The sequence below is a fragment of the Enhygromyxa salina genome, from assembly GCF_002994635.1.
Lineage (GTDB): Bacteria > Myxococcota_A > Polyangia > Nannocystales > Nannocystaceae > Plesiocystis > Plesiocystis salina_B.
Map to the genome: position 1 here is coordinate 1 of NZ_PVNL01000117.1, position 14,236 is coordinate 14,236.

A 14,236-nucleotide genomic window follows, 5' to 3' on the forward strand; every position below is an offset into this window, starting at 1 on the left:
GCGCCACCCCCCGGGGCCGACGAGGACGCGGTCTCACCGCTGGTCCCCACCAAGCAGCGGCTCCTGCTCCAAGACGTGCCGATCGACGCCGAGCGGGTCCGGTTTCGGCCGGGCAAGGGCCTGACGCTGTCGAGCAAGGACGGCAAGTACTCGATCACGACCGGACTCCGGGTCCAGCTGCTGTACACGCTCGATCACGACAACGACGCGGCCCCCGACGTCGAGCCGGTGTCGCACACCTTTCAGCTCCGTCGCGCCCGCCTGGCGTTCGCGGGCAACGTGTTCGGCGAGCACAACAAGTACAAGCTCGAGCTGTCGTTCTCGCCCCGCGACATCGCGCTGAAGAACAGCACCGCCAGGTTCACGATCCTTCGAGATTTCTACGTGGACTTCGACTACCTGCGCAACCTGACGGTCCGGATCGGCCAGTACAAGCTGCCCTACAGCCAGCAGCGCGTGATCTCGTCGGGCAAGCTGCAGCTGGTCGACCGCTCGATCGTCGGCTCCGAGTTCGACCTCGATCGCGACATCGGGATCGACATCCGCTCGAAGGACTTCGGCGGGCTCGGCAAGCTGCGCTACTACGCGGGCGTGTACATGGGCGGCGGGCGTGACAACTACACGCTCGAGCCGGTCACCGGGCGCGGCGGCCTGGTCTACATCGCCCGCCTCGAGGTCGCGCCGATCGGCCACTTCGACGACTACACCGAGGGCGACTTCGATCGAACCAAGAAGCCGCGCCTGTCACTCGGCGTCGCGTACTCGTACATGGACGACGCGGTGTTCACCCGCGGGACCAAGGGCAGCACGCCCACCGACGGCGGCACCACCGACTATCACAACGCCAACGCCGGCCTGGTGTTCAAGCTCCTCGGTCTGTCGATCTCGGGCGAGTTGTTCTGGCGCCAGGGCCAGCGCCACGCTGGCGACGTGGAGATCGAAGACGACATGGGCGACCTGGTCCCCGCCGCGGTCGAGGCCCCGCGCAACGGGTTGGGTTGGTACGTGCAGGCCGGGTACATGATCCCCTACGTCCCGCTCGAGGTGGCCGGCCGCTACAGCGAGATCCGGGCGATCGGCGAGGCCGGGGTCGAGACCTCGATCAGCGATCGTCGCGAAGTTGGCGGCGGGCTGAGCTGGTACATCGCGGGTCACCCCTACAAGCTGCAGGCCGACTACTTTCGGATCTGGGACGACGCGATCGGCCAGGGCATCGACGAGGTCCGCGTGCAAGCGCAGATCTCGTTCTGAGCGAGCTTCGGCCCCGCCACGGTCAGGCCGAAGCTCGGCCCACGGGGTGCCACGAGATCTCTCCCGACGGCCCCACTCCGCTCGTGCGGCAACCTCGCCAGGTTCGGCGTTGCTGGGCTCAAACCGGGCCTGCGCGGCGCGAGTGCGCCATGATCGGCACCCGCGCCGCAGCGGTGAACGCGGCCGAGATCGCGTTTGTCCGGAAGATCGTGAGGAGAGTCCGCGCCGCGTTTGGGGGCCCGCGTTCCGCCCAGGCGCGCGCATCCGCTGCAAGTGTTACATCTGTGTGCCGGCCGAGAATCGGGCTTTTCCCGCGTCGAGGCTTGAGTACCTTCCCCCCCGTGATGTCCACCCAGAACCTGCTTCTCTCCCTCGCCGCCATGAGCATGCTGGCCGGCAGCGCCTGCGGCCGCGGGTCCTCCGGTCGCACGGTGATTCAGAACAAAGGGTCGGACACCTTGGTCAACGTGGCGCAAGCCTGGGCCGAAGAGTACGCCAAGGTCGATCCGAACACGGTCATCGCGGTCACGGGCGGCGGCTCGGGGACCGGCATCTCGGCGATGATCAACGGCACCGTCGACATCGCCAACTCGTCGCGGAAGATGAAGGACGAGGAGATCGCGCTGGCCAAGAAGAACGGCGTGGATCCGGTCGAGCACATCGTCGGCTACGACGCGCTCGCGGTGTTCGTGCACAAGGACAACCCCCTGCGCGAGCTCACGATCGCCCAGCTCGCCAGCATCTACGGCGAGGGTGGCGGCGTCGACAAGTGGAGTGACCTCGGCATCACCGTGCCAGGCTGCTCGAGCGACGAGATCGTGCTGGTCAGCCGCCAGAACAACTCGGGCACCTACGCCTACTTCCGCTCGGCCGTGCTCGGCAAGGAGGTCGAGTACAAGCTCGGCTCCCGCGACATGCACGGCTCGAAGGACGTCGTCGACCTGGTCGAGAAGACACCCTGTGCGATCGGCTACAGCGGGCTGGCCTACGCCACCGACGAGATCGTGATGCCGTGCGTCAAGAAGGACGACGCGGCGCCCTGCATCGCGCCGACGATCGCCACCGCCAGCGACGAGTCCTATCCGATCGCTCGCCCGCTGCTCATGTACACCTCGGGCAAGCCAAGCGGAGCCCTCGAGAAGTACCTCAATTGGGTCCTGAGCGACACTGGGCAGTGTATCATGAAGGACAAGGGCTACGCTCCCGTGAACGCGGTCAGCTGCGGGTAGCCTCGCCCAGAACGCGAGCGACTGCGATGTCCCACTACGAACGCCGACTCACCCAAGATCTCGAGGCGATCCGCGAGGCGATTAATCTCGTCGGCAAGGGTGTGGCCTCGGGGCTCGAGCGCTGTGTCCGGGCCGTTCGTACTGACGACCGCGACATGCTCTACGAGATCGCGGTCGACGACCTCGCGATCAACCGACAGATCCGCGCCATCGACGAGCTGTGTCACGCCTTCGTCGCTCGCCACCTGCCTGCGGCGAAGCACCTGCGCTTCATCTCATCGGTGCTGCGCATGACGATCGCCCTCGAGCGAGCCGGCGACTACGCGGTCACGATCAGCCGCGTGGTGCTTCAGCTCGAGACCCCGCTCGGCGACGACATGATCAAGCAGATCAGCGACATGGCCGAGATGGCGTGGGGCATGCTGGAAGCCGCCGTGCGGGCGTTCCTGGAGGCCGACGTCGAGCTCGCGCGGACGACCAAGCGGGTCGGCAAGCGGATCGATCGCCTCTACGACGAGCACTTCCAGGCGCTGATCGACGACGCGTCCCAGCGGCCGGCGCTTCAGCAGGCCTCGCTGCTCAAGATCTTCGGCAAGATCGAGCGCTTCAGCGACCAGGGCAAGAACATCTGCGACGAGGCGATGTTCGTGGCCACGGGCGAGCTCAAGGCCCCCCGTGTGTTTCGGATCTTGTTCTACGACGAGCGCAACGACCTGGCCAGCCAGCTCGCGGCCGCGCTCGCGGCCAAGCAGTTTCCCGACGCCGGGGTCTACTCCAGCGCCGGCTGGGCCCCAGCGAGCGCCCCGCACCCGGAGCTGGCCTCGGTCGCCGATCGCTTCGTGCTCACGGTCACGCGGCCACGCCTGGCCACGGAGTTCGCCGAGTCACCGGTCGAGTATCACGTCGTCGTTGCGATCAACGCCGAGCACGAGCAGCTCCCGCACATCCCCTATCACACGATCCTCCTGCGCTGGAACGACATCCCGGTCCCCGCGGCCGACACCCCGCCAGAGGCACGCGCCGCAGCGCTCGACGCCCTGGTCCGTGAACTCAACGCCCACCTGAGCTCCTTGATGGAGCGGCTGCGTGGGACCGACCCGAGCTGAACGCTCGCACTTCGCATGCAACACGAAGACGTCCGCGACTTCCACTGGTACGTGGATAAGGCGATGGCAAGCCTGGTGTTCCTGGGGGGGATCTCGGCGATCGTCTTCATCATCGGGATCTTCTTGTTCATCACCCGCGAGGGCCTGGGGTTCATCACCGATGGCCTCGACCTGCGCGAGTTCTTCTTCGACCCGGCGTGGCGACCCACCTCGGACTCGAACCCGACCTACGGCGCGTTCGCGCTGATCGCCGGGACGGCCAGCATCACCGGACTCGCGGTGTTGCTCTCGATCCCGTTCTCGATCGGCGCGGCGATCTACATCGCCGAGTTCGCGCAGGGTCGCACCCGCGAGATCCTCAAGATCCTGATCGAACTGCTCGCGGCGATCCCCTCGGTCGTCTGGGGCTTCATCGGGCTGTCGATCATGAACCCGCTGATCATCGACATGTTCGACGTGCCCGTGGGTCTCAACATCCTCAACGCCGGGGTGATCCTCGCGTTGATGGCCGCGCCGATCATGACCACGATCGCCGAAGACGCGCTCAAGGCCGTGCCCGACCGCTACCGCGAGGCCGCCGAGGCGCTCGGGGCCACGCGCTGGCAGGTGACCTTGAAGGTCGTGCTCCCGGCCGCCAAGCACGGGCTCATGGCCGCGGTGCTGCTGGGTGTGGGCCGGGGCTTCGGCGAGACCATGGCCGTGCTCATGGCCAGCGGCCACTCGATCAACGTGCCCGACAGCATCTTCGACTCGGTCCGCGCGCTCACGGCAACCATCGCCGCCGAGCTCGGCGAGACCGCGGTCGGCAGCGAGCACTACCAGGCCCTGTTCACCCTCGGCATCTTGCTGTTCGCCGTCACCTTCATCATCAACCTCACGGCCGACTTGGTCATGCGCGGCATCAAGCGATCCTGAGGAGCCCGTAGATGTTCGAACCGACTGAGCTCAACGCCCACAACTGGCGCATCGAACAGGGCATGCGCGTGCTGTTCTTGGGCATGACGCTGCTGCTGGTGCTGCCGGTCGTCATCATCCTCGCGGTCTTGGTCTACAAGGGCGGCCCGGCCCTGTCGTGGGCGTTTCTCACCGAGAACCCGACCGGCGGCATGACCACGGGCGGGATCTTTCCCGCGCTGATGGGCACCATCGCGCTGGTCCTCGTCGCGCTGATCGCCTCGATCCCGGTGGGTGTCGCGGCCGCGATCTACCTGAGCGAGTACGCCCCCGATAACTGGCTGACCCGGCTGATCAACCTGGCGATCATCAACCTCGCCGGGGTCCCGTCAATCGTCCACGCGCTGTTCGGGCTGGGCGCGTTCGTGCTGTTCTTCGGGTTTGGCACGAGCATCTTGGCGGCCAGCTTGACCCTGGCGATCATGACCTTGCCGGTCGTGATCGTGTCCACCCGCGAGTCGCTGCAGGCCGTGCCCCAGCCGTTCCGCGAGGCGTGCTGGAACATGGGCGCGACCCGCTGGCAGACGATCGCCCGGGTCGTGCTGCCCAACGCGATCAGCGGCATTCTCACCGGGATCATCCTCGAGGTGTCCCGCACGGCCGGCGAGACCGCGCCGATCATGTTCACGGGCGCCGCGTTCTTCCTCCCGTTCCTGCCCGAGAGCGTGTTCGACCAGACCATGGCGCTCTCGCTCCACCTGTTCGTGGTCGCCACCCAGGTGCCGAACGTCCCGGAGTCCCTGCCCTACGGCGTCGCGCTGGTGCTGATCGGCATGGTCTTGATCATGAACTCTGCCTCCATCGCCCTGCGGATGGTGCTGCGCAACCGCAAGAAGTGGTGATGAGCGACTCAGCCCCAGCACCCGTCAAGGAGATCGAGGCTCGCAAGCTCTCGGTCCACTACGGGCGACACACGGCGCTGTCCGGCGCCAACTTCGACGTGTATCGCAACGAGATCTTTGGGATCATCGGCCCGGCGAACAGCGGCAAGACCTCGTTCTTGCGCGTGCTCAACCGCATGGACACGTTCACGCCGGGCATGCGCTTCGAGGGCACCGTCATGTACCGCGGCAAAGATCTGCGTGACTGGCGAAACCTCTACGCGCTGCGCCGCAGCGTCGGCGTGGTGTTCCCGCTGCCCGTCGGCCTGCCGCTGTCGGTCTACGACAACGTCGCGCTCGCGCCCCGGCTGCGCGGGGTCCGGGCCAAGGCCGAGCTCGACGTGACCGTCGAGCGATGCCTACGGCGCGCGGCCCTGTGGGACGAGGTCAAGGACCGGCTGGGCGCGCTCGGCAGCCTGCTCTCGGGCGGTCAGCAGCAGCGCCTGACGATCGCGCGGGCGCTCTCGCAAGAGCCCGACCTGCTGCTGCTCGACGAGTTCTCGATCGCCGTCGATCCGGTCACGACCATGCGCATCGAAGACGTGCTCAAGCAGCTCAAGTCGGAGATGACGATCGTGCTGGTCACCAACCTGACCCAGCAGGCCCGCCGCCTGGCCGACCGCACCGCGTTCTTCTTGCAGGGCCAGTGCGTCGAGGTCGGGCCGACCAACGAGCTGTTCAACGATCCCCAGCACGACAAAACCCGAGCCTACATCGAGGGCCGTTTTGGCTGACGAATCCAAGCCGCAACCTCAGGCGCCGAAGCACGCGATCCAGACCCGCGGCCTCAACCTGTGGTACGGCGACTTTCAGGCCCTGTTCGACGTCGACTTCGACGTCCGCGCGGGGCGGGTCACGGGGCTGATCGGCCCGTCGGGCTGCGGCAAGTCCACGCTCCTGCGCAGCATCAACCGGATCGTCGAGCGGCTCGGCTACGTGCGCACGACCGGCACGATCGACGTGCTCGGCCATGACATCTTTGGCGCCAACGTCGAGCTGCTGCAGGTCCGCAAGCAGATCGGGATGGTGTTCCAGCGACCCAACCCGCTGCCCCTGTCGATCCGCGACAACGTCCTGTTTGGGCTGCGAACCCACCGCGATGGCGACCGCAAGTCCCGGCCCTCGAAGGAGGTCGAGGCGCAGATCGTCGAGGAGTCGCTGCGCACCGTGCTGCTGTGGGACAAGGTCAAAGATCGCCTGGGCGAGCCGGCGATCCGCCTGTCGCTCGAGGAGCAGCAGAAGCTGTGCATCGCCCGGCTGTTGCCGGTCAAGCCCCGCGTGCTGCTGATGGACGAGCCCTGCTCGGCCCTCGACCCCGACGGCACCGCGGCCGTCGAAGAGCTGATCTGGTCGCTGAAGGGCGACTACACGATCTTGATCGTGACCCACAACATGGCCCAGGCCCGGCGCGCCACGGAAGAGTGCGCGTTCATGCTGCACGGCAAGCTGGTCGAGCACACCGAGACCGCCAAGATGTTCGTCTCGCCCAAGAACCAATCGACGGCGGACTACATTGAAGGTCGCTACGGCTAGTTCTGACAGCGCGCCCGTGAACGCGATGAACCTTGGTGTTCGAGCGAAGTTCCTCATCGTCACGATCTTGATCGTGGTCGTCACGGATCTCGCCGCGGGCGGGTACCTTCAGTGGCGGTTTCGGGTCGCGACCGAGAGCCGGATGGAGGCCGATCTGGCCCGCTTCACTCGCGCCGCCCGCGATCTCCTCCACCACGGCGCTCCGGCCAGCTCGAGCGAGTGGACCGCCGAGCTGATCGACCCGCTCGCCGATCAGCTCGGCGCCTCGATCGAGGCCCGGGTCACCGTCGTGCGGGGCGACGGCACGGTGGTCGGCGACTCCGAGGTTCCGCTGAGCGAGCTCGCTACGGTCGAGAACCACGCAGGTCGTCCCGAGATCCTGGCCGCGGGCGCCGACACCTGCGGGCTCGCGCGGCGGCACAGCAACACGGTCAGCACCGACATGCTGTACTGCGCGATGTTGGCGACGCCGGCGGGCACCTCCAGCGCGAGCGGGCAGGGCGGGATCAACAGCGGAGCGGTGGTGCGGGTTGCGACCCCGCTCGAGACGGTGGGCGACTCGATCGCCGGGATGCGTGCGATCTTGGTGTTCGGCGGGCTGCTGTCGCTGGGTCTGGCGATCGGCGCGGGCCTGGTCGCGTCGCGCATGATGTACGGCCGGGTCCGCGAGCTCATGGAGGCAGCACGAGCGATGGCAGAGGGTGACAAAGATCGACGTTTACCAATCGCTAGCACCGACGAGTTCGGCGGACTCGCCGGCTCCATCAACCTCGTGTCCGAAGAGCTCGAGCGCACGGTCAAGGCCCTCGCCGCGGAGCGCGACCTGTTCGAGACGGTGATCCACTCGATGGACGAGGCCGTGCTCGCGGTCGATCGCAACCGGCGGATCATCTCGAGCAACCGCTCGGCCCGCGAGCTGCTCTCGCTCGACGAAGATCCACGCGGCCGCCTGCTGCTCGACGCCGTCCACATCCCGCAGCTCTCGGACGTGCTCGACCACGCGGTGCGCGGTGAGGCGCGCACGATCGACATCACGCTCGACTCCGGCGCCAGCCAGCGCCACCTCATGGTCCGGGCCACGCCTCAGGGTGAGTCGGGCGGCGCGGTGCTGGTCATGCACGACGTCACCGAGATCCGCCGGCTCGAGACCGTGCGCCGTGACTTCGTCGCCAACGTCTCGCACGAGCTGCGCACCCCCGTCAGCATCATTCAGGCCAACACCGAGACCCTGCTGTCGGGCGCGCTCGACGAGCCGGTCCTGGCCCGGCGCTTCCTCGACGCGATCAGGCGCAACTCGGAGCGACTCGGCCAGCTGATCTCGGACCTGCTCGACATCTCGCGGATCGAGGCCGGCAAGTACACGATCGAGATGCGCGCGCTGTCGATGGCCTCGGTCGCCCACGCGGTCAGCAAGTCCGTCAGCGAGTCGTGTCGGCGGCGCAGCGTGACCCTGGAGCTCGACATCGACCCCGAGCTGCGCGTGCGCGGGGACGCCAGCGCGCTCGAGCAAATCCTCGTCAACCTGGTCGAGAACGCGGTCAAGTACGGGCCCGAGCGCGGCCTCGTGGAGCTCGCGGCGTGCCAGCAAGGGGCCAGCGTGCGGATCGAGGTGCGGGATCGGGGCCCCGGCATCGCCCCCGACCAGCGCCGCCGTGTGTTCGAGCGGTTCTATCGGGTCGACCCCGGTCGCTCACGCCACATGGGCGGGACCGGGCTGGGTCTGGCGATCGTCAAGAACCTGAGCGAGGCGATGGGCGGCGACGTCGGCGTCGATCCGCGCGAGCCCAACGGCTCGTGCTTCTGGCTGCGGCTCGCCGCAGCCACGGACGACGACGACGACGACGACGACGACGAGTTCAGCTAGCGCTAGACGTGATCACCAGTCTGGCTCCGTGCCAAACCCATGGTCCGGCTCACCGAACTCGTCCGGCTCGCCAAAGTCGGGGTCGGCGTCGGCGTCGGCGTCGCTGTCTGGACCCATCACGCAGGTCTCGAACGCGGCGCAGCCGATCGACGGCGCGTCGGCGATGCACTTGCGCGCCTGCGGCCGGGTGTAGTCATTGATCATCACGCTCGTCATCGCGGTGCAGGCCCGCATCTGTCGCTGATAAGCGTCGCCCTCGGGCGGCAGCACGCCCGCGCGCTGGGCCTCGCACTGCATCTGGATCCCGCACAGCTGCCAGGCGATCTCCTGGTTCTCGGCCCGCTTGGTGGCCTTGGCCTGATCGCGGGCCTGCTGGGCCTCACTGGCTGCGCGCTGGTTGGTCACGCACGCGCTGCCGTTCCACACGCTGCCGGGCTGGCAGGTCGGGACGATCCCGTCGAGGGCGCTGAGCTCGAGCCGCAGCAGCGCGCCGCACTCGGCCGGCGGCGTGGTGTCAGTTGGCGTCGAGCCCAGGCACGCGTCCGCGTCGCCGTCGTGGTTGAGGATCTCGCGACTGGCGGTGCTGCGCGCCCCGACGCCCGCGACCTTCTCGACCTCGAGCTCGGTCCCGACCTCGGCGGCGGCGCCGGTATAGAACGCGAACGCGCCGACCTGCGCCGCGGCGACCACATGCGTCGCGCCCTCGCAGCGACCCTGCAGCTCGCTGATATCAAACCTCGCGCGCGCGGCCTCATAGTTGCCGACCAGCGCCATCGAGACGTTCAGCTCACCCGCGGTCGCGAGCTTGGCCTCGAGCGTCACCGCCGTCAGCGGCATGTTGGCGTAGAGCTCATCGGTCGTGCGGATCGTGATCTGATCGCTCTTGCGGGTGATGCCCAGGTAGTCGTAGCTGCCCGCTGGCGCCGCGCACTCGCGCAGGACCTCGACCACGCAGCCCTCGTAGCGGACCACGACCAGGCCGCGTCGCAGCCGGCTCTCGAGCGACGCCCGATCGGTCGCGGGCCACTCGATGATCAGCGGCCGCAGCATCTGCCCGGCCCCGCCGCAGCGCGCCGCGGCGAGCTCGTGGGCGGGGTCGCCGAGCATGCGCTCGGCCACGTTCTTGCGGTTGCACCCGGCCAGCGCGAGCAGCCCGGCGGCGAGGGCGATGCGTGCAGGCCACGGGGTGGACTTAGAGACCAGAGCGGACACGCGGCAAGCCTACAAGCCCGCGGGCTTCAGGTGGGCCTCAACACCCCAGCTGATAGCCGTGACCGCGCGACTTCCACGTGCGCGTGATCTTCTTGGCCGCGGCCAGCCGCTGCAGCGCCGTGCGGGCGTCGTGGGTCGTGCCGCCAACGAGCTCGCACACCTCCGACGGCGACAGCGGCTCGTCGGCGTCACGCAGGGCTTCGAGGATCCGCGCGTCGTAGGTCTCGCGCAGCCGGGCCTTGCTGTGCAGCTCGACCGCGTCCTCGTTGGCCTCGCCCTCGCAGCACTCGGCGATCGTCAAGGTCCCGAGCAAGCGCCCGGTTCGCCCGGTCTCGACCAGCGCCAGCAGCTCAGATATGGGCATGCTCGTCGAGCCACGGACAATTTTTATGAGCCCCTGCCGCTCGGCCCGGGCGAAGCGCTCAGCCAGATCGTCCACCGGTCGTCATTAACAAGCACTCGCCGGATCCTGTCAATCGCTTGTCGAACCGCAGACACACGAAGTGCGCGCAAACATCGAAGCTCCCATCGAAGCTCCCATCGAATCTCGATAGTGCGCGGAGTGCCCCGATTGGACCCCGCAATTTTGATGCAGATCGACACCCGGACTCCCGACCGCGCCCCGCGGGCCGCCTGGCGCCACCGATCAAGCGCCTCATGCGCCCCAGGCCCCTACACCCAGAAATCTTCGCCCGCTACCTGCACGCTTGACGCGGTCCGCCCAAAACGGCGTGAGAGCGGTCTCGTTGGCGATAGGCCATCCCCCCGGTGAGATCTGAGATCCATGGCCCGCGATTTGCTTCCAAGCACGCGCGGGGCGGGAACTCCGTCGCCAATTTCGGCCCCGATCGCCGAGTTCGTGGGATGTCGCACCGCTGTTTTCGTCACTCTCAGGCCGATCACACTGTCCTTGCGGTAGGATGCGCGAATCAAACCGGTGGAGCCGATTCGCGTGGGTTGCGAACCACGCCGCGAGTTCGCTCGCGCTGATGATCAAGATGATCAGGGTGATCAGGGCCTCGAGCGTGAGGCCCGCGTAGCCGTGCGTGTACGCCAGCTTCGGGCCTCGGTCCGTGGTGGCGCGTCTGCTGAGCGCCGCGCGAACGCGTCTGCTGGGCGCCGCGCGAACGCGTCTGCTGGGCGCCGCGCGAACGCGTCGACGTTACGTGCGCCGTGGTCATCGGTGTCACCCACGGCTAGCCACTATTGGTCATCATCATCGGCATCGAGCCATCGCTCGCTGTCGGCGGCCATGGCATGCCGCCGGCTACCCGCGCAACTCCCTGCGCTTTGGGACCACTCAGCACGCTCGCGCGGTGGACCTACGCCGGTTTGCGGATATACCTGCACACCGTTTCGTGTCTGGCCGGTGGCCTGCACCGGCGACTGCTTGCTTCGCAGCGAGCGACGGCGTCGCCATCGCCTGCACGAGCGAATCGATTCGATCCACCCCGGAGGGTGTTCATGAACAAGAGCCCGAGCTCCATCAAACCGCGCGCCACAACCAGTCGAGACAAGCCCCAGGCCAAGCCCCGCCTGATCGACGAGCGCGGACGGAGTGTCGACCCCGTACGCATGTATCTGCGCAAGATGGGCACGATCTCGCTGCTCACCCGCGAGGGCGAGATCGAGGTCGCCAAGCGCATCGAGACCGGTGAGAACAAGGTCATCGACATCGTCCTCAACAGCCCGATCGCCATCCCCTACGTGGTGGATCTGTGCGAGCGAGTCGAGCGCAACCTGGTCAGGGTCAAGGACGCGTTCGTGATCCCGGCCAAGACCGACGAGAAGCGCCCCGGCCAGGATGACGAGCCGACCGGCCAAGAAGCCGCGATCGAGAACATGAAGATCCAGCTCAAGCGCCTGCGCAAGCACCAGCGCGAGCTCGATCGCATCGACGAGAAGCTGCGCGAGGTCGACGCCGACAGCCCGCCCGACATCGAGAGCGAGCCCGACGCAGACGCAGACGCAGTGGCCGCGGCACCGGCAGTCGCACCGGCACCGGTCGAGGTCGAGATCGACGCCGCCACCGGCGACGACAGCAAGGACCTGGGCAAGCGCGCCGAGCAGCAAGAGGCCGCCGTGCGGTCCATGATCGACATGCGCCTCAGCCGAAAGTCGATCGAAGAGATGAGCGAGGAGCTCAGCGAGACGGTCGAGAACGTGCGGCGAGCCCTGCGCGAAGTGCAGGACTGCGAGCGCCGTGCGGGCGTCGACCTCGAGGAGCTCCGCTCGACCTTCGAGGGCGTGCGCCTGCGCGAGCAAGAAGAGTTCAAGCTGTGCCGCAAGCTCGGCCTGCACCCGTGGGAGCTGCACGAGCTGATCTCCCGCATGAAGGTCGCCAACAAGCGGATCCGTCGGGTCGAGCAGGAGCTCGGCGTCTCAGCCGACGAGCTGGTCGCGCTGTACGACGATCTGCGCCGGGCCCGGCGTGAGCGCGAGGCCGCCAAGGCCGAGCTGGTCGAGGCCAACCTCCGACTCGTCGTCTCGATCGCCAAGAAGTACACCAACCGCGGCCTGCAGTTCTTGGACCTGATCCAAGAGGGCAACATCGGCCTCATGAAGGCCGTCGACAAGTTCGAGTACCAGCGCGGCTACAAGTTCTCGACCTACGCGACCTGGTGGATCCGGCAGGCGATCACCCGGGCGATCTCGGATCAGGCCCGCACGATCCGCGTCCCGGTCCACATGATCGAGAGCATCAACAAGCTGATCCGGACCACGCGGCAGCTCGTCCAGGAGTACGGCCGCGAGCCGACCCACCAAGAGATCGCGACCAAGATGGGCATGCCCGTCGAGAAGGTCCGCAGCATCCTGCGCATCGCCAAGGAGCCGATCAGCCTCGAGACCCCGCTGGGCGAAGACGGCGACTCGAGCCTCGGCGATCTGATCGAGGACAAGAACGCGCTCGATCCCGGCTCTGGCGTGGTCGACCGCCACCTGTCCGACGAGACCCGCCGCGCGCTGGCCAGCTTGACCCCGCGTGAAGAGAAGATCCTTCGCTTGCGGTTTGGTATCGGTGAGGCTTCGGATCACACGCTCGAGGAGGTCGGTAAGGACTTCTCGGTGACCCGCGAGCGGATCCGGCAGATCGAGGCGAAGGCGCTCAGCAAGCTGCGCAAGGCCGAGCGGTCCAAGCAGCTGCGCGAGTTCGTCGAAGACTGAGCGGACCCTGGCGCCCGGTTGGTCGGCTCGGCCAACCGAGCGCTGCACCCCCCGCAATTTCGACTTGAACCAACCAGGTCGTTCGGGGACCGTAGGTGCATGCGAGTGCAGTTGCTTGGTGTGCTGACGGTGGCCCTGGCGACGAGTTCCACCGCGCTCGCGGCCCCGTCTGAGCCGACCGTCGAGCAGGACTCGCCCTCCGCGGAGCCCGCCGAGCCCGCCGAGTTCGCCGATGACGTGTCCGAGCCAGCGCTCGTGCCCGTCCAGCAGCCGGCGCCTCCGCCCGAACAGCCGCGCCTGCCCAGCTACGACGCCGAGCTCCCGACCTACGCCGACACCCCGCTCGATCCCTTCGAGCCGGTCGAGTCGCTCGAGCCCGTGCTCCCGCACCGACCTCTCCCCGACGGTCGTGGCCGCGTCGCGGTCGGAGCGATCTTGTCCGGCGGCGGACTCGTGCTCACCGGCGTCTCGATCGGCATGATCGCGATCGACGAAGACATCGCGGTGTGGATCCCGGGCGCGGTGATCGGCGGCGCGGCGATCATCGCGGGCCTCAGCGCGGCGTTAGTTGGCCGCCAGCGTCGCGACAAGTACCGCGAGTGGACGACACCCCACGGCGGCCCCGATGTCGTCCCCAAGTCTGGCATCGGCCTGGTCGCGAGCGGGGTGACCTGCATGGTGGCGGGAACCGTCGGCGTGATCGCGGGGGGAATCTCGCTCCCCATCCAGGGCAACGGCGACATGCCCTACGGCCAGGTGCTCCTGCCGGTGTCTGCGGCGTCGATCGTGACCGGCGCGGGCCTGCTCGGGGGCGGGTTGAAGCGCCACCGCAAGTTCGAGACGTGGAACGCCCAGCGCAGCTTGACCCCCGTCGTCGCCCCGCTCGGCGGTCTTGGCCGCCAGCCCTCGGGCGCCTCGTTCGGGGTCGCGGGCCGGTTCTAGAGCGCCGACGGGTTCCTCTCGCTCCTCGGGGTCTATTGTTCGCAGGCGCATGTGTGGCCCCCTGAGAGGGGGCTCTCAACCCATTTCCCCGTGTCGATG

The 14,236-nt window shown here is 67.7% G+C and carries 11 protein-coding genes and 1 pseudogene; 10 read left to right on the top strand and 2 right to left on the bottom strand.

Annotation, left to right across the window (positions count from 1 at the left end):
- The 8 genes from ENSA7_RS28775 to ENSA7_RS28810 form a co-directional block, all read left to right on the top strand.
- Positions 1–1,251: porin (locus ENSA7_RS28775; RefSeq protein ID WP_106092583.1), on the top strand; the 1,251-nt coding region annotated here is incomplete at its 5' end.
- Positions 1,252–1,595: 344 nt separating this feature from the next.
- A complete protein-coding gene (locus ENSA7_RS28780; protein WP_106092584.1) occupies positions 1,596–2,480 on the top strand; it encodes a phosphate ABC transporter substrate-binding protein in 885 nt (294 codons plus the stop codon).
- 26 nt (positions 2,481–2,506) lie between these two features.
- The gene (phoU, locus tag ENSA7_RS28785) at positions 2,507–3,586 is read left to right on the top strand and encodes a phosphate signaling complex protein PhoU (RefSeq protein WP_106092585.1); all 1,080 of its coding nucleotides are present in this window, start codon (positions 2,507–2,509) and stop codon (positions 3,584–3,586) included.
- Between the two features lie 15 nt (positions 3,587–3,601).
- The gene (pstC, locus tag ENSA7_RS28790) at positions 3,602–4,501 is read left to right on the top strand and encodes a phosphate ABC transporter permease subunit PstC (RefSeq protein ID WP_106092586.1); all 900 of its coding nucleotides are present in this window, start codon (positions 3,602–3,604) and stop codon (positions 4,499–4,501) included.
- A gap of 11 nt (positions 4,502–4,512) precedes the next feature.
- Positions 4,513–5,382 carry a phosphate ABC transporter permease PstA gene (gene pstA / locus ENSA7_RS28795; protein WP_106092587.1) on the top strand — a complete coding sequence of 290 codons (870 nt, stop codon included), beginning with the start codon at positions 4,513–4,515 and terminating at the stop codon, positions 5,380–5,382.
- Positions 5,382–6,155, top strand: a complete 774-nt coding sequence (locus ENSA7_RS28800) for a phosphate ABC transporter ATP-binding protein (RefSeq protein ID WP_106092757.1) — start codon at positions 5,382–5,384, stop codon at positions 6,153–6,155. Before pstA ends, ENSA7_RS28800 begins: the two co-directional genes overlap by 1 nt.
- Complete coding sequence (locus tag ENSA7_RS28805) at positions 6,148–6,954, top strand: phosphate ABC transporter ATP-binding protein (RefSeq protein ID WP_106092588.1); 807 nt, start codon at positions 6,148–6,150, stop codon at positions 6,952–6,954. The genes ENSA7_RS28800 and ENSA7_RS28805 overlap by 8 nt, the downstream gene beginning before the upstream one ends.
- Before the next feature lie 25 nt (positions 6,955–6,979).
- Positions 6,980–8,818, top strand: coding sequence for a sensor histidine kinase (locus tag ENSA7_RS28810; RefSeq protein ID WP_244923952.1), 1,839 nt, complete (start codon positions 6,980–6,982; stop codon positions 8,816–8,818).
- A 12-nt stretch (positions 8,819–8,830) separates the two neighbouring features.
- On the opposite strand, the gene ENSA7_RS28815 is transcribed toward ENSA7_RS28810, so the two are convergent.
- Together ENSA7_RS28815 and ENSA7_RS28820 are read right to left on the bottom strand one after the other, a co-directional pair.
- The gene (locus tag ENSA7_RS28815; RefSeq protein ID WP_146158245.1) at positions 8,831–10,030 is read right to left on the bottom strand and encodes a hypothetical protein; all 1,200 of its coding nucleotides are present in this window, start codon (positions 10,028–10,030) and stop codon (positions 8,831–8,833) included.
- A gap of 37 nt (positions 10,031–10,067) precedes the next feature.
- Positions 10,068–10,469 carry a hypothetical protein gene (locus ENSA7_RS28820; RefSeq protein WP_146158246.1) on the bottom strand — a complete coding sequence of 134 codons (402 nt, stop codon included), beginning with the start codon at positions 10,467–10,469 and terminating at the stop codon, positions 10,068–10,070.
- 1,112 nt (positions 10,470–11,581) lie between these two features.
- Here ENSA7_RS28820 and rpoD point away from each other — a divergent pair.
- Together rpoD and ENSA7_RS28830 are read left to right on the top strand one after the other, a co-directional pair.
- Positions 11,582–13,195: pseudogene (rpoD, locus tag ENSA7_RS28825) on the top strand (RNA polymerase sigma factor RpoD); the annotation flags it as partial.
- 99 nt (positions 13,196–13,294) lie between these two features.
- Entirely contained in the window at positions 13,295–14,137 is an 843-nt protein-coding gene (locus ENSA7_RS28830) for a hypothetical protein (RefSeq protein ID WP_146158247.1), read from the top strand.
- Positions 14,138–14,236 lie beyond the last annotated feature (99 nt).

Bases quoted from the DNA above. Each gene is read 5' to 3' on its own strand.
- ENSA7_RS28780 (WP_106092584.1), top strand. From the start codon at position 1,596: ATGTCCACCCAGAACCTGCTTCTCTCCCTCGCCGCCATGAGCATGCTG.
- phoU (WP_106092585.1), top strand. From the start codon at position 2,507: ATGTCCCACTACGAACGCCGACTCACCCAAGATCTCGAGGCGATCCGC.
- pstC (WP_106092586.1), top strand. From the start codon at position 3,602: ATGCAACACGAAGACGTCCGCGACTTCCACTGGTACGTGGATAAGGCG.
- pstA (WP_106092587.1), top strand. From the start codon at position 4,513: ATGTTCGAACCGACTGAGCTCAACGCCCACAACTGGCGCATCGAACAG.
- ENSA7_RS28800 (WP_106092757.1), top strand. From the start codon at position 5,382: ATGAGCGACTCAGCCCCAGCACCCGTCAAGGAGATCGAGGCTCGCAAG.
- ENSA7_RS28810 (WP_244923952.1), top strand. From the start codon at position 6,980: ATGAACCTTGGTGTTCGAGCGAAGTTCCTCATCGTCACGATCTTGATC.
- ENSA7_RS28830 (WP_146158247.1), top strand. From the start codon at position 13,295: ATGCGAGTGCAGTTGCTTGGTGTGCTGACGGTGGCCCTGGCGACGAGT.